The organism is Streptomyces sp. CB09001, assembly GCF_003369795.1.
Taxonomy (GTDB): Bacteria; Actinomycetota; Actinomycetes; order Streptomycetales; family Streptomycetaceae; genus Streptomyces.
Map to the genome: position 1 here is coordinate 2,711,792 of NZ_CP026730.1, position 22,244 is coordinate 2,734,035.

The 22,244-nt window shown below is 72.3% G+C and carries 21 protein-coding genes and 2 pseudogenes; 6 read left to right on the top strand and 17 right to left on the bottom strand.

Annotated features, from left to right (window positions below):
• Window positions 1-15 precede the first annotated feature (15 nt).
• The 5 genes and pseudogenes from C4J65_RS12480 to C4J65_RS12505 all read right to left on the bottom strand — a co-directional run bounded on the left by C4J65_RS12480 (window position 16) and on the right by C4J65_RS12505 (window position 2,452).
• Window positions 16-213 (bottom strand): DUF397 domain-containing protein, encoded by a 198-nt coding sequence (locus tag C4J65_RS12480; protein WP_115742476.1) that lies wholly within the window; start codon window positions 211-213, stop codon window positions 16-18.
• A 26-nt stretch (window positions 214-239) separates the two neighbouring features.
• The gene (locus tag C4J65_RS12485; RefSeq protein ID WP_115742477.1) at window positions 240-431 is read right to left on the bottom strand and encodes a DUF397 domain-containing protein; all 192 of its coding nucleotides are present in this window, start codon (window positions 429-431) and stop codon (window positions 240-242) included.
• An 11-nt stretch (window positions 432-442) separates the two neighbouring features.
• Window positions 443-1,049: pseudogene (locus tag C4J65_RS12490) on the bottom strand (DUF5753 domain-containing protein); the annotation flags it as partial.
• A gap of 313 nt (window positions 1,050-1,362) precedes the next feature.
• Entirely contained in the window at window positions 1,363-1,878 is a 516-nt protein-coding gene (locus tag C4J65_RS12500) for an ATP-binding protein (RefSeq protein ID WP_115742478.1), read from the bottom strand.
• Window positions 1,879-2,074: 196 nt separating this feature from the next.
• A complete protein-coding gene (locus C4J65_RS12505; protein ID WP_115742479.1) occupies window positions 2,075-2,452 on the bottom strand; it encodes an STAS domain-containing protein in 378 nt (125 codons plus the stop codon).
• Between the two features lie 240 nt (window positions 2,453-2,692).
• Here C4J65_RS12505 and C4J65_RS12510 point away from each other — a divergent pair, with 240 nt between their 5' ends.
• Window positions 2,693-3,619: an RNA polymerase sigma factor SigF gene (locus C4J65_RS12510; protein WP_162833154.1), complete on the top strand. Its 927-nt coding sequence runs from the start codon at window positions 2,693-2,695 to the stop codon at window positions 3,617-3,619.
• Between the two features lie 83 nt (window positions 3,620-3,702).
• Here the strand turns inward: C4J65_RS12510 and C4J65_RS12515 are convergent, their stop codons facing one another.
• The 7 genes from C4J65_RS12515 to C4J65_RS12545 all read right to left on the bottom strand — a co-directional run bounded on the left by C4J65_RS12515 (window position 3,703) and on the right by C4J65_RS12545 (window position 11,428).
• The gene (locus C4J65_RS12515; protein WP_115742480.1) at window positions 3,703-4,035 is read right to left on the bottom strand and encodes a hypothetical protein; all 333 of its coding nucleotides are present in this window, start codon (window positions 4,033-4,035) and stop codon (window positions 3,703-3,705) included.
• A 36-nt stretch (window positions 4,036-4,071) separates the two neighbouring features.
• Window positions 4,072-5,247, bottom strand: a complete 1,176-nt coding sequence (gene hutI / locus C4J65_RS12520; protein ID WP_115742481.1) for an imidazolonepropionase — start codon at window positions 5,245-5,247, stop codon at window positions 4,072-4,074.
• 68 nt (window positions 5,248-5,315) lie between these two features.
• Window positions 5,316-6,665 (bottom strand): formimidoylglutamate deiminase, encoded by a 1,350-nt coding sequence (locus C4J65_RS12525; RefSeq protein WP_115742482.1) that lies wholly within the window; start codon window positions 6,663-6,665, stop codon window positions 5,316-5,318.
• On the bottom strand, window positions 6,662-7,879 hold the full coding sequence (locus tag C4J65_RS12530) for an allantoate amidohydrolase (protein ID WP_115742483.1): 1,218 nt from the start codon (window positions 7,877-7,879) through the stop codon (window positions 6,662-6,664). Before C4J65_RS12530 ends, C4J65_RS12525 begins: the two co-directional genes overlap by 4 nt.
• Window positions 7,876-9,648 carry a urocanate hydratase gene (gene hutU, locus C4J65_RS12535; RefSeq protein WP_115742484.1) on the bottom strand — a complete coding sequence of 591 codons (1,773 nt, stop codon included), beginning with the start codon at window positions 9,646-9,648 and terminating at the stop codon, window positions 7,876-7,878. The genes C4J65_RS12530 and hutU overlap by 4 nt, the downstream gene beginning before the upstream one ends.
• A gap of 159 nt (window positions 9,649-9,807) precedes the next feature.
• Entirely contained in the window at window positions 9,808-10,395 is a 588-nt protein-coding gene (locus C4J65_RS12540) for a hypothetical protein (protein ID WP_115742485.1), read from the bottom strand.
• Between the two features lie 163 nt (window positions 10,396-10,558).
• Window positions 10,559-11,428, bottom strand: coding sequence for a MurR/RpiR family transcriptional regulator (locus tag C4J65_RS12545; RefSeq protein WP_115742486.1), 870 nt, complete (start codon window positions 11,426-11,428; stop codon window positions 10,559-10,561).
• Between the two features lie 164 nt (window positions 11,429-11,592).
• Between C4J65_RS12545 and C4J65_RS12550 the strand changes: the two genes are divergently transcribed.
• Complete coding sequence (locus C4J65_RS12550; RefSeq protein WP_162833567.1) at window positions 11,593-12,018, top strand: hypothetical protein; 426 nt, start codon at window positions 11,593-11,595, stop codon at window positions 12,016-12,018.
• Between the two features lie 368 nt (window positions 12,019-12,386).
• Here C4J65_RS12550 and C4J65_RS12555 read toward each other — a convergent pair whose 3' ends face one another.
• Window positions 12,387-13,772: a cystathionine beta-synthase gene (locus C4J65_RS12555; RefSeq protein WP_115742488.1), complete on the bottom strand. Its 1,386-nt coding sequence runs from the start codon at window positions 13,770-13,772 to the stop codon at window positions 12,387-12,389.
• 167 nt (window positions 13,773-13,939) lie between these two features.
• On the opposite strand from C4J65_RS12555, the gene C4J65_RS12560 reads away from it, so the two are divergent.
• The 3 genes from C4J65_RS12560 (at window position 13,940) to C4J65_RS12570 (ending at window position 17,526) form a co-directional block, all read left to right on the top strand.
• Window positions 13,940-14,962 carry an SGNH/GDSL hydrolase family protein gene (locus C4J65_RS12560; RefSeq protein WP_115742489.1) on the top strand — a complete coding sequence of 341 codons (1,023 nt, stop codon included), beginning with the start codon at window positions 13,940-13,942 and terminating at the stop codon, window positions 14,960-14,962.
• Between the two features lie 227 nt (window positions 14,963-15,189).
• Complete coding sequence (locus C4J65_RS12565) at window positions 15,190-16,410, top strand: acetyl-CoA C-acetyltransferase (RefSeq protein WP_115742490.1); 1,221 nt, start codon at window positions 15,190-15,192, stop codon at window positions 16,408-16,410.
• A 306-nt stretch (window positions 16,411-16,716) separates the two neighbouring features.
• The gene (locus C4J65_RS12570; RefSeq protein ID WP_115742491.1) at window positions 16,717-17,526 is read left to right on the top strand and encodes a hypothetical protein; all 810 of its coding nucleotides are present in this window, start codon (window positions 16,717-16,719) and stop codon (window positions 17,524-17,526) included.
• A 50-nt stretch (window positions 17,527-17,576) separates the two neighbouring features.
• Here C4J65_RS12570 and C4J65_RS12575 read toward each other — a convergent pair whose 3' ends face one another.
• Complete coding sequence (locus C4J65_RS12575; protein ID WP_205350996.1) at window positions 17,577-17,888, bottom strand: hypothetical protein; 312 nt, start codon at window positions 17,886-17,888, stop codon at window positions 17,577-17,579.
• A gap of 102 nt (window positions 17,889-17,990) precedes the next feature.
• Here C4J65_RS12575 and C4J65_RS12580 point away from each other — a divergent pair, with 102 nt between their 5' ends.
• The gene (locus C4J65_RS12580) at window positions 17,991-18,221 is read left to right on the top strand and encodes a DUF4287 domain-containing protein (protein ID WP_115742493.1); all 231 of its coding nucleotides are present in this window, start codon (window positions 17,991-17,993) and stop codon (window positions 18,219-18,221) included.
• Between the two features lie 84 nt (window positions 18,222-18,305).
• Here C4J65_RS12580 and C4J65_RS12585 read toward each other — a convergent pair whose 3' ends face one another.
• The 3 genes and pseudogenes from C4J65_RS12585 to C4J65_RS12595 all read right to left on the bottom strand — a co-directional run.
• Entirely contained in the window at window positions 18,306-19,229 is a 924-nt protein-coding gene (locus tag C4J65_RS12585) for a Bax inhibitor-1/YccA family protein (RefSeq protein ID WP_115742494.1), read from the bottom strand.
• Between the two features lie 168 nt (window positions 19,230-19,397).
• Window positions 19,398-20,567, bottom strand: coding sequence for a 4-hydroxybenzoate 3-monooxygenase (locus C4J65_RS12590; protein ID WP_115742495.1), 1,170 nt, complete (start codon window positions 20,565-20,567; stop codon window positions 19,398-19,400).
• Between the two features lie 209 nt (window positions 20,568-20,776).
• Window positions 20,777-21,586 (bottom strand): annotated as a pseudogene (locus C4J65_RS12595) (ammonia channel protein); the annotation flags it as partial.
• Window positions 21,587-22,244: the final 658 nt, after the last annotated feature.

A 22,244-nucleotide genomic window follows, 5' to 3' on the forward strand; every position in this document is an offset into this window, starting at 1 on the left:
GACCCTCCGGGCGCTCTACCCCGCCCGCAGAGCCACGTACGAGGCGAAGTCGGCCCACGTGGCGGGGAGCAGGGCGAGGGGCAACTCAGTCGGGTTCTTCGAGTCCCGGACCAGGATCGTCGTCGGGGTGGCGGCCATCTCGACACAATTCGACCCGTCGGGGCTGTAACTGGACTTGCACCACTGACGGATGTCCGTATCGGCCTCTTTCACGACTGGACCTCCGCGTCGAGAAACCCTCAGTCAGAGGCTACGCGCGACTTCGCCGTGTGGTGAACGAAATCCGCCCAGACGGTGCGTGGGAAGGCGAGGCGTGATCCGGTGGGGGCCTTGGAGTCGCGGACCAGGATCTTCGCCGGGGCGGTGGCTATCTCGACGCAGTTCGAACTGTCGCCGCTGTACGTGGACTTCCGCCACTGGTGGATGTTCATGCCGACCTCTCTCACAAGTCCCGCCCGAGCTTCTGAATGAAGTCGCGCGATGCGGTGGTGTCGAGCGCGCAGGACTCCATGTGGTCCAGCACGGCACGGTACTTGGCCAACTGAGCCTCCGCGTCGAGAAATCCGCAGCCGCCGTGGTGGGTGTCCAACTGCACGGTGTCGAGTTGGGGCACGGCTCCCTCGACGTAGTCGAAGGACTGTCCAGTGCTGGGGTGGTACTCCGCCCCGAAGGGGATGACGCGAACCGTGACGTTCGGCAACTCGCCCATGGCCAAGAGGTGCTTGAGCTGACCGCGCGCGACCTCGGGGCCACCGAAGCCCATCCGGAGAGCCGACTCGTGGATGATCGCCGAGTACGGCGGCGGACTCTCCTTGTGAAGGATGCCCTGTCGCTTGATGCGGTGGGTGAGGCGGTGCTCGATCTCGTACTGCCGCATCGACGGGACCACGGCTCGAAAGAGCGCTCGTGCGTGGTCCGTTGTCTGCAGGAGCGCAGGGATGTGCATGGTGAGCCACGCGCAGGCCTGTGGCGTGGTGCTCCAGTTCGGCCAGGTCGATCAGGGCCGCATGCGGGTGCTCGCGGTACTCCTCCCACCAGCCACGGGTCCGGCACCTACCGGCACACCCGCGGCCCCTGCTCGCTGCGGCTCACCGCGCTGAGCGACGGGCGGCTGCGGGTCGGGGTGTGGGACAGCAGCCCGCATGTCCCTTCCCCCTTCGCGGAACCGCCGGGAGGCCACCGCACGGCTCCCCGCCCGCCGGGGGACGCGGAGGGCGGGCGCGGGCTGCACCTCGTACAGGCGTGTGCCGACTCGTGGGGCGGGTGGTCGCTGGGCGACGACGTGCTCCCGCGGGGCGCCGGGAAGCTGCTCCGGTTCGAGGTGCGGGGGTAGCGCGGGGCGCGCAGCCCCCGGGGACGGCCTTACGCCGGAGCGCCCAGCTCCGCCCAGACCCGCTTCCCCGCGACCCCCGGGGTGCGTACGACGCCCCAGTCCAGGCACAGGCGCTGCACGATGAACATGCCGTGGCCGCCGGGGCGACCGGCGCGGTGCGGGGTGCGGGGCGCGGGCTGTCCCGTGCCCCGGTCGGAGACCTCCAGCCGGATCACCTTCTTCTCGCAGGTGATCCGCAGCTCGTCCGGCCCCTCGGCGTGCAGGCACGCGTTGGTGACCAGCTCGGAGACCACGAGCAGGACGTCCTCGGCGGCGGCACGCTGGTCCGCGGTGGCGGAGGGCAGCCAGCCCCAGGCGTACAGCGCCTCGCGGGTGAAGTCGCGGGCCAGCGGGACGACCCCGCTCGCGTCCTCGAAGCTCAGCCTGCGGGACTGCCGCCCGCCGCCCTCCCCGGACGCCGAGGCGGGCGCGGACGCGGACGCTCCGGAAGCGCCGCCGGGCTCCGGACCGCGGTCGCCCGGCGAGTAGGGCCGGGTGGTGCTCATCAGCGCTTCACCTCACCGATTCACCAGTTCACGTTTCAAATTCGTAGACAGCAATGTCGTACACAGCCGGTTCAGGGTCTCTCCTGCCCGACCGGACCGTACGAACACCCCTGTATTGCGCACGAAACCCGGCGCGGGGTGAGAACACCCGCTCCGGGAAGCACACGCGCCCCTCCGCCGGCCGGACAAGGACGGCTCAGTCGGACGCGTCGGCCAGGGCGGCCGCAAGCGTGTCATGAAGGGTGAAGACAGCTTCCGCCCCCGTGATCTCGAACACGCGCGCCACCACCGGCTGCATGGCCACCAAATGCACTCCGCCCCCCGCGGCCTCCGCTTTCAACCGGGCGCCGAGCAGGACGTTGAGCCCCGTGGAGTCGCAGAACTCCAGCCGTGAGCAGTCCACGACGAGCCGGTTGAATCCCTTGTCGAGACAGCCCTCCAGCGGCTCGCGCAACAGATCGGCGGTGTGGTGATCCAGCTCACCCGCCGGGGTCACGACGGCGCTGGGGCCCTCTTCCCGCACCTCCACCAGAAGCCGGCCCGACTGGGCACTGCCGACCGTCCCGCGGTCCATGCCGTTTCTCTCTCCCGAGGTCGTGACTGCTTGCTGACGCACTCGAACACTACGCCTTCCCACCGCACTCCGACACCCGAACAACCGCACACAAACGGACATACCCGCACAGAACACACTTGCGGTCGGCTCGGTAAACCCGGTAGGGCTAGTAGGACACGTAAACCGACACGGCCGGCTTTGGAGGCGCCGCACACCGCAGTGCACGAATTTGGCTTCGGCAGCCGTATGCCGAGAACGATGGAGGACATCATGTCACCCCGGCTCGACGGATCGCGTACCCACGAAGCGACGTCGACACTCCCTCCGGAACATCTGGATCCCATCGCGCGCCCTGACGCCGTCGTCGACCACGACGACGCGCTCGCCGGGCTTCCGGACATCCCCGCGTACGACGAGGTCGCTCCGGCGGACGCCAGGGCCCTGTCCAAGACCCTCTTCGAGCGGCTGGAGTCGCTGGAGGAAGGCACCCACGAGTACGCGTACGTACGCAACACGCTCGTCGAGCTGAACCTCGCGCTGGTCAAGTTCGCCGCCTCCCGCTTCCGCTCGCGCAGCGAGCCGATGGAGGACATCATCCAGGTCGGCACGATCGGCCTGATCAAGGCGATCGACCGCTTCGAGATGTCGCGTGGTGTGGAGTTCCCCACGTTCGCGATGCCGACCATCATCGGCGAGATCAAGCGCTTCTTCCGCGACACCTCGTGGTCCGTGCGCGTTCCGCGCCGCCTCCAGGAGCTGCGGCTCGACCTGGCGAAGGCCGGTGACGAGCTGGCCCAGCGCCTCGACCGCGCCCCCACGGTGACCGAGCTGGCCGAGCACCTCGGCCTGTCCAAGGACGAGGTCGTCGAGGGCATGGCGGCGTCCAACGCCTACACCGCCTCCTCGCTGGACGCCCAGCCGGAGGAGGACGACGCGGAGGGCGCGCTCGCCGACCGCATCGGCTACGAGGACCACGGGCTCGAAGGCATCGAGTACGTCGAGTCGCTGAAGCCGCTGATCGCCGAGCTGCCTTCCCGGGACCGGAAGATCCTCTCCCTCCGTTTCGTCGCCGGCATGACCCAGTCGGAGATCGGCGAGGAGCTGGGCATCTCCCAGATGCATGTCTCACGTCTGCTGTCGCGGACCCTCGTACGGCTGCGCAAGGGGCTCACGGTCGAGGAGTAGTCCTCAGACCCTGCCGGGTGTCGCTTGCCCTCCAGGGGGGCGGTCCGAAATCGGGCCGCCCCCCTTCGGGTTGCCGCCGCACCTCACGGGGAGTTGGCGATCAGCGCCGCCGTCGGCAGGAGCGGCACCAGGACGCACAGCAGCCAGAACGAGCGCGGGGCGAGGGCGGTCCTGCGCCGCAGGGGCTGGTTGGCCAGCCACCAGACGAGCCCGAACAGCGCGACCACCGGGACGACGATCACCAGCCAGAGGGCCATGCCGTCGTTCTCCGTCGGCTCGCGCACGGTCCAGCCGAGCTCGGCCAGCGGCCAGTTCACCAGCAGGTACCGGACGAGCCAGATCGGCACCACGGCCGGAACGCCGAGCAGCAGGTTCACCAGGAACGGCGCCCACCAGGCCCGCAGGTGTCGCGCCATCCGCCCCGTCCCCCGCTCCCACCGACGCTCGTACGCTCACACCTTACGTACGCCCCGGCGCCACACCCCCGCGACCAGCGGCACCCCCGGCCGGTAGGCCAGGTGGACGTGGCTCGGGGCGTCGAGCAGCGTCAGGTCGGCGTACGCGCCCGGGACGAGGTGGCCGACGTCCTCACGGCGCAGGGCCGCGGCGCCGCCCGCGGTGGCCGACCAGACCGCCTCGTCCGGCGTCATCCCCATGTCCCGTACCGCGAGCGCGATGCAGAAGGGGACGGAGGACGTGAAGGAGGAGCCGGGGTTGCAGTCGGTGGAGAGGGCCACCGTGGCACCCGCGTCGATGAGACGCCGGGCGTCCGGCCACTCGGCGCGGGTGGAGAACTCGGCGCCGGGCAGCAGGGTCGCGACCGTGCGGCTGCTCGCGAGGGCGTCCACGTCTGCGTCGGTGAGATGGGTGCAGTGGTCGGCGCTGGCGGCGTCGAGTTCGACGGCGAGCCGGACGCCGGGGCCGTAGGAGAGCTGGTTGGCGTGGATGCGGGGGTGCAGGCCCCTGGCCCTGCCCGCGGTGAGGATCGCGCGGGCCTGGTCGCCGTCGAAGGCGCCCTCCTCGCAGAACACGTCGATCCAGCGGGCGTGCGGGGCGCAGGCGTCGAGCATCTCGCCGGTGACGAGGTCGACGTAGGCGGCGGGGTCGTCGGCGAGTTCGGGGGCGACGATGTGGGCGCCGAGGAAGGTGACCTCGTCGGTGTGGCGGGCGGCGACGCGCAGGGCGCGGGACTCGTCGGCGGTGGTCAGGCCGTAGCCGGACTTGGTCTCGAAGGTGGTGGTGCCCTGGCGCAGGGCCTCGGCGAGGTAACGGGTGAGCCCGGCCTCCAGTTCGTCGTCGCTCGCGGCGCGGGTGGCGGCGACGGTGGTGCGGATGCCGCCCGCGCCGTAGGGGCGGCCGGACATGCGGGCGTTGAACTCCTCGGTGCGGTCGCCCGCGAAGAGGAGGTGGGAGTGGGAGTCCACGAAGCCGGGGAGGACCGCCCGGCCGCCCGCGTCGACCCGATTGTCAGTGGCGGGTGCTTTGCTTGATTCACCGGTCCACACGACGCGGTCGCCCTCGATGACGACGGCCGCGTCCCGGACCAGGCCGAGCGGGGAGTGGTCGCCGAGGGAGGGGTCGTTGGTGACGAGTGCGGCGATGTTGGCGATGACGGTGCTGCTGCTCATGGGGTCCCTGGTGTCCTCGTGGGGGCGGGGGCTGGGCCGTGTGACGGGCCGCGGGCGGGGGCCGGTGGTCAGGCGCGCAGGGCTGCGACGGCCCGCGCGAGGGCCTGCGGCACGTCCGGTACGAGGGCGTGCGCCCCGTCGCGTACGACGTGCCGCCCGCCCACGACCGTGTGCCGTACGTCCGCTGCCGTCGCGGCGAATACGGCCGTCTCGGCGCCGAGCCTGGGCAGCGGCCCCGCTGTCCTGACCGAGTCCAGCGCGACGGTCGCGAGGTCGGCGCGGGCCCCGGCCTCGATGCGGCCGGTGTCGTCCCAGCCGAGGGCCGCGTGACCGTCGGCGGTGGCGGCCCGCAGCAGGGCGGCGGCGGTCCAGTGGCCGCGGGCGCGGGTGCGCAGGCGCTCGTTCAGCTCCATGGCGCGCGCTTCTTCCAGCAGATCGATGACGGCGTGGCTGTCCGAGCCGAGGGAGAGCGGCGAACCGGCCCGCTGGAGCTCGGCCGCGGGGCCGATGCCGTCGGCCAGGTCCCGTTCCGTGGTGGGGCACATGCAGGTGCCGGTGCGGCTGCCGCCGAGCAGGGCGACGTCCTCGTCGGTGAGGTGGGTGCTGTGGACGCCGGTGGTGCGGGGTCCGAGCACGCCGTGGTCGGCGAGGAGGCGGGTCGGGGTGCATCCGTGGGCCTGGCGGCAGGCGTCGTTCTCGGCGGTCTGCTCGGACAGGTGCACATGCAGCGGGGCCCGCCGCGCCTCGGCCCACTGCGCCACGGTCGCCAACTGGTCCGCGGGCACGGCCCGTACGGAGTGGATCGCGGCCCCGATCCGTGCGTGATCCCGTTCCTTGAGAACTGAACAGCGTTCGGCCCAGGCCTGAGCAGTGCCGTCGGAGAAGCGGCGCTGGTGGGTGTTCGGGGGCTCGCCGAAGCCGGAGGACAGGTAGCAGGTGTCGAGGAGGGTGATGCGGACACCGGCTTCGGCGGCGGCCTCGATCAGGGCCTCGCCCATCGCGTTGGGGTCGGCGTAGGGGGTGCCCCCGGGCGCGTGGTGCACATAGTGGAACTCGCCGACGGTCGTGATGCCGGCCAGCGCCATCTCGGCGTACACGGCGCGGGCGAGGGCGTGGTAGGTGTCAGGGGTCAGCCGGTCGGCGACGGAGTACATGACCTCGCGCCAGGTCCAGAAGGTTCCGGAGCCGACCTGGACGGTGCCGCGCAGGGCGCGGTGGAAGGCGTGCGAGTGGGCGTTCGCCAGCCCGGGCAGGGTCAGTCCGCGCAGGATCTCGGCGCCGGGCGGCGGGGTGTTGACGCCCTGGTGGACGGCGGTGATGCGGCCGTCACTCACGTCCACGGCGACACTCGGCTCGACGTGGGTGCCGAGCCACGCGTGCTCCAGCCAGTACGTCCGGGTCCGCTCGGAGGAGGTCACGTGCAGGCCAGCCCTTCCAGTACGTCGGCGAGTGCGTGCACCCCGGCCACGCAGTCGTCCTCGGCGGCGTACTCGGCCGGGGAGTGCGAGACGCCGGTGGGGTTGCGTACGAACAGCATGGCGGTCGGGATGCGGTCGGCGAGGATTCCGGCGTCGTGTCCGGCGCCGGTGCCGAGGACGGGGACCTTCAGCTCCGTCTCCGTGCCCAGGATGCGCGCGAGTTCGTCGCGCAGGGCGTGGTCGAACTCGACGACGGGTGTGAAGGACTCGCGGACCACGTCGAGGTCCACGCCGTGGGCCGCGGCGTACTCGCGGGCGGCCTTCTCGATGCCGGTGAGCACGGTGTCCAGGCTCGCCTGGTCGGCGGCGCGGGAGTCGAGCCAGCCGCGTACCAGGGAGGGGACGGCGTTGACGCCGTTGGGCTCGACGCCGATCTTGCCGAAGGTGGCCACGGCACCGGCGAGTTCGGCCTCGCGGCGGGCGGCGAGGACGGTCTCGGCGTACGACAGCATCGGGTCGTGCCGGTCGGCGAGGCGGGTGGTGCCGGCGTGGTTGGCCTCGCCCCGGAAGTCGAACCGCCAGCGTCCGTGCGGCCAGATGGCGGACGCGATGCCGATGCGGTCGCCGGACCGGTCGAGGGCGCGGCCCTGCTCGACGTGGAGTTCGACGAAGGCGCCGATGCGGGCCAGCCGTTCGGGGTCGGGGCCCAGGGTGTCCGGGTCGTACCCGGCGGACTCCATGGCCTGCGGGAGGGTGATGCCGTCACCGTCGGTGAGGCGGTGCGCCTGCTCGACGGTGAGCGCGCCCGCGGTGAGCCGGGAGCCGACGCAGGCGAGGCCGAAGCGGGCGCCCTCCTCGTCGCCGAAGTTGACGACGCCCAGCGGCCTGGTGGGCCGCGCTCCCCGCCCGCGCAGTTCGTCGAGGGCGGCGAAGGCGGAGACCACGCCGAGGGGGCCGTCGAAGGCGCCGCCGTCGGGCACGGAGTCCAGGTGGGATCCGGTGACGACGGCGTTCCCGGCCGCCGGGTCGCCGAGCCAGGCCCACTGGTTGCCGTTGCGGTCGGTCTCGTGGGTCAGCCCGCGTGCCTCGGCCTGTTCCTGGAACCAGGTCCGGCAGTCGGCGTCGGCGCCGGTCCAGGCGGCGCGGCGGTAGCCGCCGGAGGCGGAGCTGCGGCCGACCGGCAGCAGCTCCGCCCACATGCTGTGGAAACTCACGCGCCGTCACCCTCGCGCGCCGTGTCGCTCTCGCGCGCCTCGTCGCCCTCGTACGCCTCGTCACCCTCGCGCATCGGCACCCGCACGTCGCGCTCGGCCGCCACCGACTCGGCGATGTCGTACCCGGCGTCGACGTGCCGGATGACGCCCATGCCGGGGTCGTTGGTGAGCACCCGGCGGATCTTCTCCCCGGCGAGCGGGGTGCCGTCGGCGACGGTGACCTGCCCGGCGTGGATGGAGCGGCCCATGCCGACGCCGCCGCCGTGGTGGAGGGAGACCCAGGAGGCGCCGGAGGCCACGTTGACCATGGCGTTGAGCAGCGGCCAGTCGGCGATGGCGTCGGAGCCGTCGAGCATCGCCTCGGTCTCGCGGTACGGGGAGGCGACGGAGCCGCAGTCGAGGTGGTCGCGGCCGATGACGATCGGCGCGGCCAGCTCGCCGCTCGCGACCATGTCGTTGAACCGCTCACCGGCCTTGTCGCGCTCGCCGTAGCCGAGCCAGCAGATGCGGGCGGGCAGGCCCTGGAAGTGGACCCGCTCCCCCGCCATCTTGATCCAGCGGGCCAGGGACTCGTTCTCGGGGAAGAGGTCGAGGATCGCCTTGTCGGTCTTGGCGATGTCGGCGGGGTCGCCGGACAGGGCGGCCCACCGGAAGGGTCCCTTGCCCTCGCAGAACAGGGGGCGGATGTAGGCGGGGACGAAGCCGGGGAAGGCGAAGGCCCGGTCGTACCCGGCGAGCTGGGCCTCGCCGCGGATGGAGTTGCCGTAGTCGAAGACCTCGGCACCGGCGTCCTGGAAGCCGACCATGGCCTCGACGTGCCGGGCCATGGACTCGCGGGCCCGCGTGGTGAAGCCGGCCGGGTCCTTGGCGGCGGCGTCGGCCATGTCCTCGAAGGCGATCCCGGTGGGCAGGTAGGCCAGCGGGTCGTGGGCCGAGGTCTGGTCGGTGACGATGTCGATCGGTGCGCCCATGGCGAGCAGCTGCGGGACCAGCTCGGCGGCGTTGCCGAGGACACCGATGGACAGCGGCTTGCGCCGGTCCCGTGCCTCGGTGGCCAGCTGGAGGGCGTGGTCGAGGGAGTCGGCCCTGACGTCGAGGAAGCGGTGCTCGATGCGGCGGTCGATGGCGCGCGGGTCGCAGTCGACGCAGATGACGACGCCGTCGTTCATGGTGACCGCGAGGGGCTGGGCGCCGCCCATGCCGCCGAGGCCTGCGGTGAGGGTGATGGTCCCGGCCAGGGTGCCGCCGAACTTCTTGGCGGCGACGGCGGCGAAGGTCTCGTAGGTGCCCTGGAGGATGCCCTGGGTGCCGATGTAGATCCAGGAGCCGGCCGTCATCTGCCCGTACATGGTCAGGCCGAGGGCCTCCAGGCGCCGGAACTCCTCCCAGTTGGCCCAGTCGCCGACGAGGTTGGAGTTGGCGATGAGGACGCGCGGGGCCCACTCGTGGGTCTGCATGACGCCGACCGGGCGGCCGGACTGGACGAGCATCGTCTCGTCCTGCTTGAGGGTGCGCAGGGTCCGCACCATCGCGTCGAAGGAGCGCCAGTCGCGGGCCGCCTTGCCCGTGCCGCCGTAGACGACGAGCTTGTCGGGGTGCTCGGCGACCTCCGGGTCGAGGTTGTTCTGCAGCATCCGCAGGGCGGCCTCCTGCTGCCAGCCCAGGGCGCTCGGCTCGGTACCGCGTGGCGCTCGGACGGGACGAGGGGGCGGCTCGGAGGGCCTCGGTTGAGGGTGGTGGCGGGAGACGGGTGGGCGAGGTCCGGACATGGTCTGCCTCCTGGTGGCTTGCTCCCGGCGGATTGTTGCTACGGATATTCACATCCTCGCCGCTTGAATAGAGCTAGTCAACAGGGTCGTGTCCGTGCCGCCCACATGCGCGTGCGGGGCCCCCGGTCGGGGCCCCGCACGCGGACTGCCGGACGTCGCTCAGACCGCCGCCGGCGCCTTCCGCCTCGCTCCGCCCGGAGCCGCGTCGCCCGCCGCGATGCCTGTGCTGCGGTAGGCCTTGACCGCCTTGCCCGCGGGGCGGCCCGCGTTGTCGGCCAGCCAGTCCACACGGACCCACAGCAGAGCGTCCCCAGCCTGCTCGCGGCGGCCGATCCAGGCGGACTTGAGCCACAGCCCGGCGCCGCAGCCGGCCAGCAGCAGTCCGCCCGCGGCGGGCAGGGCGAAGGCGCCGCCGAGGGCGGCGAGGAAGGCGAGGAGCAGCCACCAGCGGTGGCCCCGGCGCCAGTTGCGTACGGTCACCCCGCGGTCCTGGAGCACGTCGTGCTTGCCCGCGCGGACCGCCGAACCGGCCAGGGCGGTGTAGCGCCGCCGGCGCACCCACGCCACGGCGGCCGTGGCGACGATGAAGAGTGCGGCGCCCGCCAGCACGCCGATCCGGCGTCCGGTGAGTCCTGGCACCAGCACGCCGATGCCCGCCGCGAAAACGCCCAGCCACCACAGTGGTGCGGCGCCCGCCCGTACCACGACGGCGACCCGAGCCAGCCCCACCTGTCCTCCGCGCGCCACGTCCTGCCTCCTGTCCCGTTCCTGCCTGTGCGATGCGTCTGAAGGGTGTGTCAGGCGCCGCACTGTAACGGGGCAAGCTGAGACGAATCTGAGAACCCGTCCGCCGACCGGGCCACCTCCGGGGTGATCCGGGTGATCCGGGTGATCCGGGGTGATCCGGGGGTCAGTCCACGAAGAGCCCCCGTGCCGCGGCCTTGGCGTCGAACTCCTCCAACCGGGCCTGCGCGTCCGGCAGGTCGTCGCACATCGCCTCCAGCAGCACCCGGCCGAGCAGCATCGGCGCGCAGGCGGTGTCGAAGGCGAGGCCGGTGCCGACGGCGGCGGGCAGCAGCAGGTCGGACACCTTGGCGACCGGCGCGAAGGCGGAGTCGGCGACGGTCACCACCGTGAGCCCGGCCTCCTTGGCGTGGGCGAGCGCCTCGACGACCTCGCGCGGGTGCCGGGGCAGGGCGAAGCAGAGCAGCGTGCCCGCCCCGGCCCGGACGGCGGCGTCGATGCGGTCGTGGAGCATCGTGCCGCCCTCGCCGAGGAGCCGGACGTCCGGGTGGACCTTGGCGGCGAAGTAGGCGAAGCCGTACGCCTGGGCGGCGGCGGCCCGCAGCCCGAGCACCGGCAGCGGCCGGCTCCCGGCGAGCAGGCGGCCCGCCTCCCGCACGGGCTCCGGGTCGGCCAGCACCTCCGCGAGGTGCCGCAGGTTCTCGATCTCGGCCGCCACGGCCTGCTGGTACTCGTTGACGGCGCCGGTGTCCGCGACCGGCTCCGCGGGCGCGACCTCGCGCAGATGGCGGCGGAGCGCCGGGTAGCCGTCGAAGCCGAGGGCGACGGCGAAGCGGGTCACGGACGGCTGGCTGACCCCCGCCAGCTCGGCCAGCTCCACGCTCGACAGAAAGGGCACGTCGGAGGCGCGGCGCACCATGCTGTGCGCGATGCGCCGCTGGGTCGGCGTCAGCCGGTGCCCCTCGAAGAGCGTCTGCAGCCGCGCGGCCGGACTGTCGGTCCCGCTCGCCCCGCTGGTGCCGCCAGTCCCGTCCATGACGTGGCCCCCTCGACCTATTCACGCTCCCCGGCTTCTGCATACCGTTATACAGCGAGGCGGCGGCGCAGGCCGACCCGTACCGGACCGCCCCCCGCCGGAAACGGGGGTTGTCCCCAGTGCCGGCGGCGCCCCGGCTGCCTACGGTGGGGTTCATGACGGGAATGGACGCACGCGACGCCGACCTGAAGAAGGAACTCGACGCCACCCTGCGGACCCGCAGGGAGCTCGGCGAGGAATACGAGTCCGCTCTGGTCGACTCGTTCCTGGAGAAGGTCGACCAGCGCATCGACGGAGCGGTGGAGCGCCGGGTGCGCCGGCAGCTCGCCGAGCAGCAGATGACGGCGGCCCGGGACAGCCGGTCGCCGCGGCCCACGGACTCCTTCGGCGAACGCTTCGGCTTCGGCATCGTCTCGCTGGTGCTCGCGATCCCGCTGTCCGCGATCGGGGGCGGTGTCGCGAACCTGCCCGGGATGCTGGTCGCCTGGGCGGGCATCGTCGGGGTCAACGTGGTCCAGGTCGCCCGCACCAACCCGGACCTGTTCGGGTACCGCCGCCGCGGCGGGCGCGGCGACGCCTGGGAGGACTGAGGAGAGGCGCCTCGAAGGGCTGCGAAGAGCGGGGGAAGACTGCGCGGGGACCGCCGCACCCCCATCGCTGGGGGGCGGGACGACGGCGGTCCCCGCGGGGGACGCGCGTGCCGGGCCTCACGGCCGGGGCGGCGCGTCCGTGGCGTCCTTGGAGGTCCGGGAGCCGCTCCGGAAGGTCCGTGACGCCGTTCGGCGTCGGCGGGACCGGGGAGCCGCTCCCAACCCTGCCGACACCCCGTACTCTGCCGGTCCCGTGTTAAGCGACTGCTGCGGGCACATGACGTGCGCGTACCACTTCCGCGAAGTCCACGAAGATCACCGACCGGGCCGCGGGTCCCGCCCGCCCCGCTGCGCGTTCCCGGCGACCTCTACTTGCCCTTGGCGAGGAAGGACAGCAGGTCCTGCCGGCTCACCACGCCGGTCGGCTTGCCCTCGACGAGGACGATCGCCGCGTCGGCGCCGCCGAGCACCGACATCAGGTCCGCGACCGGCTCGCCGGAGCCGACCTGGGGCAGCGGGGCGGACATGTGCTTCTCCAGCGGGTCCTCCAGCGAGGCACGCTTGGCGAACAGCGCGTCCAGCAGCTCGCGCTCCACGACGGAGCCGACGACCTCGGCGGCCATCACGTCCGGGTGGCCGGCGCCGGGCTTGACGATCGGCATCTGCGAGACGCCGTACTCGCGCAGCACCTCGATGGCCTGGCCGACGGTCTCGTCCGGGTGCATGTGGACGAGGGAGGGGATGTGGCCGCGCTCCTTGTGGTTCAGGACCTCCGCGACGCGGGCGCTGGGCCCGGCGTCCTCCAGGAAGCCGTAGTCGGCCATCCACTCGTCGTTGAAGATCTTGCTGAGGTAGCCGCGCCCGCTGTCCGGCAGCAGGACGACCACCACGTCGTCCTCGCCGAGCCGCGCCGCCACCTCCAGCGCCGCGACGACCGCCATGCCGCAGGAGCCGCCCACCAGCAGGCCCTCCTCCTTGGCGAGGCGGCGGGTCATCTGGAAGGAGTCCTTGTCGGAGACGGCGACGATCTCGTCGGCGACCTCGCGGTCGTACGCCGTCGGCCAGAAGTCCTCGCCGACGCCCTCGACCAGGTACGGACGCCCGGAGCCGCCGGAGTAGACGGACCCCTCGGGGTCGGCGCCGATCACCTTGACCGCGCCGTCGCTGGCGTCCTTCAGGTACCGGCCGGTGCCGGAGATGGTGCCGCCGGTGCCGACGCCGGCCACGAAGTGGGTGATCTTCCCCGCGGTCTGCTCCCACAGCTCGGGGCCCGTGGAGTGGTAGTGGGAGAGCGGGTTGTTCGGGTTGGAGTACTGGTCCGGCTTCCAGGCGCCCGGCGTCTCGCGGACCAGCCGGTCGGAGACGTTGTAGTAGGAGTCGGGGTGCTCGGGGTCGACCGCGGTCGGGCAGACCACGACCTCGGCGCCGTACGCGCGCAGCACGTTGATCTTGTCGGTGGACACCTTGTCAGGGCAGACGAAGATGCACTTGTAGCCCTTCTGCTGGGCCACGATGGCGAGGCCGACGCCGGTGTTGCCGCTGGTCGGCTCGACGATCGTGCCGCCGGGCTGCAGTTCACCGCTCTTCTCCGCGGCCTCGATCATGCGCAGGGCGATGCGGTCCTTCACCGAGCCGCCCGGGTTGAAGTACTCCACCTTGGCCAGGACGGTGGCCCTGATCCCCTTGGTCACGTTGTTGAGCCGCACCAGCGGGGTGTTGCCGACGAGGCTGATCATCGAGTCGTGGAATTGCACCGTGGTCTCCGGATGCCGCAAATGAAGGGTCGATATCGGTCCGGCCAGCCTATGGCCTGCGGACCCGCGGATGCCCCGTGACGGTCGTTCACCCTGCGTTGAGATTGGGCGACCGTCCGTACGGGGCAAGGAGTGGGTGTACGGGTTGGAGGAGGTGGCGGCGACGCATGACGAGCATGTCGAGGGCGCGGGTGGCCCGGCGGATCGCGGCCGGCGCGGCGTACGGCGGCGGCGGCATCGGGCTGGCGGGAGCGGCGGCGGTCGGCCTGGTGGTGGCCGAGGTGCAGCTGGCCAGACGCCGGGTGGGGGTGGGCACGCCGGCCCGGGTGCCGAACGCGCAGGGACTGTACGGCGGCACCCTGCCCACGGCCGGTGACCCGCCGCTGCGGCTGATGATGCTGGGCGACTCCACGGCCGCCGGGCAGGGCGTGCACCGGGCCGGGCAGACGCCGGGCGCGCTGCTGGCGTCGGGGCTCGCGGCGGTGGCGGAGCGGCCGGTGCGGCTGGGGTCGGTCGCGCAGCCGGGGGCGTGCTCGGACGACCTGGACCGGCAGGTGGCGCTGGTGCTCGCGGAGCCGGACCGGGTGCCCGACATCTGCGTGATCATGGTCGGCGCCAACGACGTCACCCACCGGATGCCGGCGACCCGCTCGGTACGGCACCTGTCCACGGCGGTACGGCGGCTGCGTACGGCCGGTGCGGAGGTGGTGGTCGGCACCTGTCCGGACCTGGGCACGATCGAGCGGGTGCGGCAGCCGCTGCGCTGGCTGGCCCGGCGGGCCTCGCGGCAGCTCGCGGCGGCGCAGACGATCGGCGCCGTCGAGCAGGGCGGGCGCACGGTGTCGCTGGGCGATCTGCTGGGTCCGGAGTTCGCGCAGAACCCACGGGAGCTGTTCGGCCCCGACAACTACCACCCGTCCGCCGAGGGGTATGCCACGGCCGCGATGGCCGTACTGCCGTCGGTGTGCGCCGCGCTCGGCCTGTGGCCGGCCGAGGAGGAGCACCCGGACACGCTGCGGCGCGAGGGTTTCCTGCCGGTGGCGCGTGCGGCGGCGGAGGCGGCGTCGGAGGCGGGTACGGAGGTCGCTGCCGCTGTGCCTACGGGGTCTCGGGGGCCCTGGGCGCTGCTGAAGCGCCGGAGGCGGCGGCGGGTGTCGGAGGCGGAGCCGTCCAGCCCGTCCGGCGTTTGAGGACGAGGCCGTCCAGGCCGAAGGGGGGTCTGGGGGCACAGCCCCCAGGTACGCCCGCCACCCACAGCACCCGGCGCGGGTGCACCGCCCGACCGCCGGAGGCAAAAGCAAGCGCTTAGACAGTTGCGGTCCATGTCACACAGCCGTACACGTGACCCGGGCCATACGGCCGGGTAACTTCCCAACCAGCCCTGCCCGCCCCGTACCGCCTCGCCACTGGAGCCGTGATGCCCGAAGCCGTGATCGTCTCTGCCGCCCGTTCCCCCATCGGCCGCGCCTTCAAGGGCTCCCTGAAGGACCTGCGCCCCGACGACCTGGCCGCCACGATCATCCAGGCGGCCCTCGCCAAGGTCCCCGAGCTGGACCCGAGGGACATCGACGACCTGATGCTCGGCTGCGGCCTGCCCGGCGGCGAGCAGGGCAACAACCTCGGCCGGATCGTCGCCGTGGAGATGGGCATGGACCACCTGCCCGGCTGCACCGTCACCCGGTACTGCTCCTCCTCCCTGCAGACCTCCCGCATGGCCCTGCACGCCATCAAGGCCGGTGAGGGCGACGTCTTCATCTCGGCCGGTGTCGAGATGGTCTCCCGGTTCGCCAAGGGCAACTCCGACAGCCTGCCGGACACGCACAACCCGCTGTTCGCCGAGGCCGAGGCCCGCACCGCGGAGGTCGCCCAGCGCGAGGGCACCACCTGGCACGACCCGCGCGAGGACGGCCTCGTCCCCGACCCGTACATCGCGATGGGCCAGACCGCGGAGAACCTCGCCCGCGCCAAGGGCATCACCCGGCAGGACATGGACGAGTTCGGCGTCCGGTCCCAGAACCTCGCCGAGGAAGCCATCAAGAACGGCTTCTGGGAGCGCGAGATCACCCCGGTGACGCTGCCCGACGGCACGGTCGTCGGCAAGGACGACGGCCCCCGCGCCGGCGTCACCCTGGAGGGCGTCCAGGGCCTCAAGCCGGTCTTCCGCCCCGACGGCCTGGTCACCGCCGGCAACTGCTGCCCGCTCAACGACGGTGCCGCCGCCCTCGTGATCATGAGTGACACCAAGGCCCGCGAGCTGGGCCTGACCCCGCTGGCCCGCATCGTCTCCACCGGCGTCTCCGGCCTGTCCCCCGAGATCATGGGCCTCGGCCCGGTCGAGGCCAGCAAGCAGGCGCTCTCCCGCGCGGGGCTGACCATCGGCGACATCGACCTGGTCGAGATCAACGAGGCGTTCGCCGCGCAGGTCATCCCCTCCTACCGCGACCTCGGCATCCCGCTGGAGAAGCTGAACGTCAACGGCGGTGCCATCGCCGTCGGCCACCCCTTCGGCATGACCGGCGCCCGCATCACCGGCACGCTGATCAACTCCCTCCAGACGCACGACAAGAAGTTCGGCCTGGAGACCATGTGCGTCGGCGGCGGCCAGGGCATGGCGATGGTGATCGAGCGCCTGAGCTGACCCTCACCGAGGGCCGCCACCGAGGGCACTGAGGGACCGTCAGTAGTACCCCGCGGACCCAGCGTGACGACACGGCCCGGAACCCCGCTCGCCCCAGGGTTCTGGGCCGTTTTGTGACCCAAACTCCCCCAGGATGTGACCTACCTCTCTCGCACCCTTGATTTACGCAGGTCAGACCAGCACCACCCGCACCGTCCGGGCCCAAAGTCCTGTCCGTTTCGTGACGTTACGCACTGACAGACGGTTAGTCCTCCCTTCAAGCTGATGTAGGAAGTCGGGGGTCGACTTTGAACCGGGAGTACGTCAGTGAGCGCCATGCCGATCGCCCTGCTGCTCACCACGGCCGCCACCGGCGCCGTGGGCGTCGCCGTCCTGCGCAGCATCCTGGTGCTGCGCCGGCAGGTGACCGCCTTGCGCGCCGAGCTGGCCGAGAGCCGGGCCACCGCCACGCGGGGCCGGGTGCCCGCCGCCCGCACCACCGCCGACGCCGAGGAGATACGCGCCGCCGTCGCGGAGGCGCTCGCCGAGGAGCGCGAGCGGGAGCTGGCCGAGGCGCGGGCCTTCTGGGCCGCCCAGGAGACCCGGGACGCGTCCGACGCGCCCCTGCTGCTCGGTCTGTCCGACAGTGAGCTGTTCCTGCCCCGCCAGGCGGACCTCGTGGGTCTGGAGCCGGTGACCGAGCCGGCCGCGGACACCGACGAGCCGTCCGCGCAGGACGCGGGCCACGCGGGTCCCAGGGAGTCCGCCGAGCTGGCCGCCGCCCGCCGCCGGCACCCCTCGCACCCGGACTTCGTGCCGAACCCTTCCCCGGCCGTGAACGATCACGACCGCACCGTGGCGACCCTGGAGGGGCTGGCCGAGTCGAGCGTGGCGCTGGCCGACGTCCGTCCGGGTCCGCTGGGCACCCTCGACGTGTACGTCTTCGCCGACGGCACCACCCTGTGCATGACCCCGGGCCACCGCGAGACCGCGGAGCGCCTGGCCGCCGCCCTGGGCGCGGGCCAGACGCCGTACCTCCTCGGCGGCTCCGGCATCTCCGGTGCCTACACGCTGACCTTCGCCTGCGGCGAGGAGAACGTGTACATCCTGGCGGACCGCGTCATCGCGTCCCTGTAGTCACGTCAGTCACGTCAGTCGCGGTAGTAGCGCCAGTCACGCCGGTCGCGTCAGACCCCGGCCCGTTTGCGGGCCTCCTCCACCAGTGCCGCCGCCTCTTCCACCTGGCCCTCGTCCGCCAGGACGAGGGCCAGGTCGTGCGCGGCGACGGCGATCTGGTCGGCGGCGGCGAACATGCCCGCGTCCGGCATCTCGCGGGGCTCGGCCCCGGGTTCCTCCACGAGTTGGGCGCGCCGGGCCAGCTCCCTGGCCAGCTCCAGCGCCTCGGCGGCGGCACCGCGCTGCAGCCTGCTCTGCGGGGCGGCCCGCAGCCGGTCGGCGAAGTCGTCCACGGCACGGGTCAAAGGCGTCGTATCAACCACGGCGCGAGCGTACGCGGCCGTCCGGGACTGTTGCCAACGGGCGAACGCTCAGGCACGGTGACCTGAAGGACCGGCCACATCCCCTTTCGCCCGGAGGCGCCGATGTCCCAAGTCTTCTCCGAGGAGACCCATCGCAATCTGCTCGCCCGTATCCCCCAGTGCACCGGCCGTGAGATCTCCGACTGGCTGCGCGCCGTCGAGGACGGCCCCGCCCTCTTCCGCTTCGAGGAGAAGGTCAGCTGGCTCCGCCACGAACACAACCTCGCGTACGGCCACGCGAAGGCGATCGTCCACGAGTACGACCTGAGAAGGGCCGCGCGCCGACTGCTGTGAGCGGGCGCGCCGGCCCCACGACGACGAAGGGCCCCGGGCGCGAAGCCCGGGGCCCTTCATGTGCGCGGTCCTGTGCGCGTCCTACTAGTCGTTGCTGTTCAGGATCGCGATGAGGCGCAGGAACTCCAGGTAGATCCAGACCAGCGTCAGTGTGAGGCCGAAGGCGGCGAACCAGGCCTCCTCGCGCGGGGCGCCGTAGGCGAGGCCGTCCTCGACCTGCTTGAAGTCGAGGGCCAGGAAGCACGCGCCGAGGATGATGCCGACGATGCCGAAGACGACACCGAGCGCGCCGCTGCGGAAGCCGAGGCCGTCACCGCCGCCGAAGACGGCGAACAGCAGGTTCACCATCATCAGGAAGACGAAGCCGAGCGCGGCCGCCATCACGAAGCCGTAGAAGCGACGGTTGACCCGGATCCAGCCCGCCTTGTAGGCGATCAGCACACCGGCGAAGACCGCCATCGTGCCGATCACGGCCTGCATGGCCGCGCCGTCCGCGATGCGGTTGTCGACGACGCTGGAGACGACGCCGAGGAAGACACCCTCGAACGCCGCGTAGGACAGGATCAGCGCCGGCGTGGGCTTGCGCTTGAAGGACTGGACGAGCGCCAGGACCATGCCGATCAGTGCGGCGCCGATGCCGATGCCGTACGAGCGGTTGATGTTGGCGTCGTCCACGGGCAGCAGCGCCCACGCGAGCGCGGCCGTCACCACGAGCACGCCGAGCGTGCTCGCCGTACGGATGACGACGTCGTCCATCGTCATCCGGCCGGTGGTGGCGGGCGCCTGCGGCGGCGCGCCGAACTGCTGGTCCGGCTGGGCGTACGGGTTCTGCGCGTACGGGTTGCCGGCGGGCTGCTGGGCGTACGGGTTGCCCTGGGTGCCCTGCGCGTACGGGTTGGCCTGCGTGGCGACGGCGGGTCCCCCGGCCTGCGGCGCGGCGTTGAAGCCCGCGTAGCCGTTGTCGCGGCTGAACCCCCGTCGCGAGAAGACCGGGTTTCTGCTCCTCATTTCACTCCTCCATGGCCACACGGCGCAGCCTTGGCTCAAGAGTAATAGAACGGCAAAGGAATGACCCTACTGCTTGGGGAGGATCTTTCCCTTGCCTTGCGACTCAACACGCTACGCCGATCAGTGATTCCCCTCACGGCCGGGGTCGCGCGGGCCGCCGGGCGCGGTTCAGCCGATCGGGAACCCGGTGTAGGCCTCGGCGAGGTCGGTCTCGGCGGCGCGGGAGGAGGTGATCCGGTCGAGGCGGGCCAGCTGGAGCCGGTCCTCGAAGGGCGTGGCGTCCGGGGCGGTGTGCAGCAGCGTCGTCATGTCGTACGAGAACCGCTCGGCCTGCCAGACGCGGCGCAGACAGGTCGCGGAGTAGGCGTCGAGCAGTTCGTCGGAGCCGGTCGCGGTGCGGTGGGCCAGTGCCCGCGCGAGGGTGACGACGTCACCGACGGCGAGGTTGAGGCCCTTGGCGCCGGTGGGCGGCACGATGTGCGCGGCGTCGCCGGCCAGGAAGAGGCGGCCGTGCCGCATGGGCTCGTGGACGTAGGAGCGCATCGGCGTGACCGACTTCTGGGTGATGGGGCCCCGTCGCAGGCTCCAGTCGTCGTCGGTCTCGAAGCGGCGCTCCAGCTCGTCCCAGATCTCCTCGTCGCTCCAGCTGTCGGCGTCCGTGTCCGCGGGGACCTGGAGGTAGAGGCGGGAGACGGACGGGGAGCGCATGGACAGCAGGGCGAAGCCGCGGTCGTGGCGGGCGTAGACCAGCTCGTCGTGCGAGGGGGCGACGTCGGCGAGGATGCCGAGCCAGCCGAAGGGGTACGTCCGCTCGAAGGTGCGCCCGTCCGGGACCGCGCTCCGGGCCACGCCCCAGAAGCCGTCGCAGCCGACGACGTAGTCGCACTCCAGGACGTCCTCGGCGCCCTCGCGGCGGAAGCGGACGCGCGGCCGGTCCGTGTCGGCGCCCTCCACGGCGAGTGCCTCGGTCTCGAACAGCAGCGGGCCGCCCTCCTTGAGCTGAAGGGCGATGAGGTCCTTGCAGACCTCGGTCTGGGCGTAGACCATGACGGACCTGCCACCGGTGAGCGCGGGGAAGTCGACGCGGTGGCGGCGCCTGGCGAACCGCAGCTCGATGCCGTCGTGGCGCAGCCCCTCCCGGTCCATCCGCTCCCCGGCCCCGGCCTCGCGCAGCACGTCCACCGTGCCCTGCTCCAGGATCCCGGCGCGCTGCCTGCGCTCGACGTAGGCGCGGTCGCGGCTCTCCAGGACGACCGAGTCGATCCCGGCGTTGTGCAGCAGCCGGGCCAGCAGGAGCCCCGCGGGGCCTGCCCCGATGATGCCGACGGTGGTGCGCATCGGTCGTTCCCTTCGATCGGCGTCGTTGCCCTGCTCGAATCAGCAGTTGTTCGCGGCGGTTGTTCGCAGCAGGTGTCTGTTCGCATGGTGAAATTTCCTTCACCATTACCTGACGCCGAGTCTCGGCCTCCCGCGCACCACTGTCAACGGGCGAACCGGACATCTCCCGGAGAGCCCCTCCGGGAGATGTCCGGTCCGTCCCGGGCGCCTCAGCCCTCCCGGTGTTCCCGCAGCAGTCGCCGGATCTCGTCCAGCGTCTCCCGGTCGGTGCCCCGGCCGGCGCCCGCGAGGGCGTCCAGGCGCTCGACGGTGCGGAAGCCGTAGGCCCGCTCCTCCTCCTGTCCCGGTACGGCGGCGTACGTCTCCTTCTCCGCGAAGCCGACGACGACGTCCACGGCCTTGGCGAGGATCCAGGTCAGGACGAAGGAGAAGGCGGCCACGGCGAGGATGGCGACGATCTGCTTCCAGAGCAGGGAGCCGCCGCCCCCGTAGAAGACGCCCTCCTTGCCGCTGACCGTGGAGGTGGCGAAGAAGCCGACCATGAGCAGTCCGACCAGGCCGCCCGCGCCGTGCACGCCGACCACGTCCAGGGTGTCGTCCACGTTCAGCCGGTACTTGAGGGTGACGGCGAAGGCGCAGACGAAGCCCGCGACGAGTCCGGTCACCAGTGCCCCGCCGGGGTCGATCTCGCCGCAGGCGGGGGTGATGGCCACCATGCCGGCCACGGCCGCCGAGCCCACGCCCATCATGGTGACCCGCCGGGTGCGCCAGTACTCGACCAGCGGCCAGGTGACCATGGCACCGGCCGCGCCGAGCTGGGTGTTGATGAAGGCCGTGGCGGCGGTGCCGGTGTCGCGGACGGCCGACCCCGCGTTGAAGGCCAGCCAGCCGAACCAGAGCAGCGCGACGCCGATCATGACCAGGGGGATGTTGTTGGGCGTCGGCTCCTTGCGCCGGAAGTCCGCCGGACCTCTGATGACCAGCGCGGCGGCCAGCCCCGCGATGCCGGAGTTCAGCTCCGCCGAGCGCGGTCCCCTTCCAGGTGTGCGCGGCCGTCCGCGGCGGCGACCCGGGGCCGTGTTCGGACGACTGCGAGGCCACGCCGGCTCCTTCGGGCAGGACTTGAGGCCCCTGACGGGCCGTCCAGAGGCGGGAAGCCGTCGTCCGTGCACGCGGGGGACGCATGATCGATCGCCAGCTAGCGTGACGATATGCACCTTATTGGCGGTACGCACCGTCATCCGCCCCGGACTCCACGGCCGGCTCACGGCTGCCCGTGGTCGCGGCGGTGGCGGCCGGCGGTGCGGCCGGCGCCCTCCCGCGCTACGGAGCCTCCCGCCTGTGGCGCAACGGCAGCGACGCCGCGCTCGGAAACCGCCGTCCGGACCGGCTGCCTGGCCCTCGGGGCGGCCGTGTCCTGGCTGGCAGGCATGTCGGGCCGACTGTCCCGCCCGTACGGACCCGAGGAGCGGGAGGTGTCGGCCGCCTTCCGGTCGGTGGCGGCCTTCGCGGAGGCACGGACGGCGCCCGAGGAGGCTCCGGGACCGAGTCCGAGGCCGAGGCCGGAGCCAGAGCCGGAGCCAGGACCGGAACCGCGGCCAGAACCGCGGCCAGGACCGAGACCGGGGCCGGGACCGGGACCGGGACCGGGACCGGGGCCGGGGCCGGGACCGGGAC

Coding starts and splice junctions, on each gene's coding strand:
- C4J65_RS12550 (WP_162833567.1), top strand. CDS start 11,593: ATGGACGCACGCGACGCCGACCTGAAGAAGGAACTCGACGCCACCCTG.
- C4J65_RS12485 (WP_115742477.1), bottom strand. CDS start 431: ATGAACATCCACCAGTGGCGGAAGTCCACGTACAGCGGCGACAGTTCG.
- C4J65_RS12585 (WP_115742494.1), bottom strand. CDS start 19,229: ATGAGGAGCAGAAACCCGGTCTTCTCGCGACGGGGGTTCAGCCGCGAC.
- C4J65_RS12515 (WP_115742480.1), bottom strand. CDS start 4,035: ATGGCGCGACACCTGCGGGCCTGGTGGGCGCCGTTCCTGGTGAACCTG.
- C4J65_RS12565 (WP_115742490.1), top strand. CDS start 15,190: ATGCCCGAAGCCGTGATCGTCTCTGCCGCCCGTTCCCCCATCGGCCGC.
- C4J65_RS12560 (WP_115742489.1), top strand. CDS start 13,940: ATGACGAGCATGTCGAGGGCGCGGGTGGCCCGGCGGATCGCGGCCGGC.
- C4J65_RS12510 (WP_162833154.1), top strand. CDS start 2,693: ATGGAGGACATCATGTCACCCCGGCTCGACGGATCGCGTACCCACGAA.
- C4J65_RS12505 (WP_115742479.1), bottom strand. CDS start 2,452: ATGGACCGCGGGACGGTCGGCAGTGCCCAGTCGGGCCGGCTTCTGGTG.
- hutI (WP_115742481.1), bottom strand. CDS start 5,247: ATGAGCAGCAGCACCGTCATCGCCAACATCGCCGCACTCGTCACCAAC.
- C4J65_RS12580 (WP_115742493.1), top strand. CDS start 17,991: ATGTCCCAAGTCTTCTCCGAGGAGACCCATCGCAATCTGCTCGCCCGT.
- hutU (WP_115742484.1), bottom strand. CDS start 9,648: ATGTCCGGACCTCGCCCACCCGTCTCCCGCCACCACCCTCAACCGAGG.
- C4J65_RS12500 (WP_115742478.1), bottom strand. CDS start 1,878: ATGAGCACCACCCGGCCCTACTCGCCGGGCGACCGCGGTCCGGAGCCC.
- C4J65_RS12545 (WP_115742486.1), bottom strand. CDS start 11,428: ATGGACGGGACTGGCGGCACCAGCGGGGCGAGCGGGACCGACAGTCCG.
- C4J65_RS12590 (WP_115742495.1), bottom strand. CDS start 20,567: ATGCGCACCACCGTCGGCATCATCGGGGCAGGCCCCGCGGGGCTCCTG.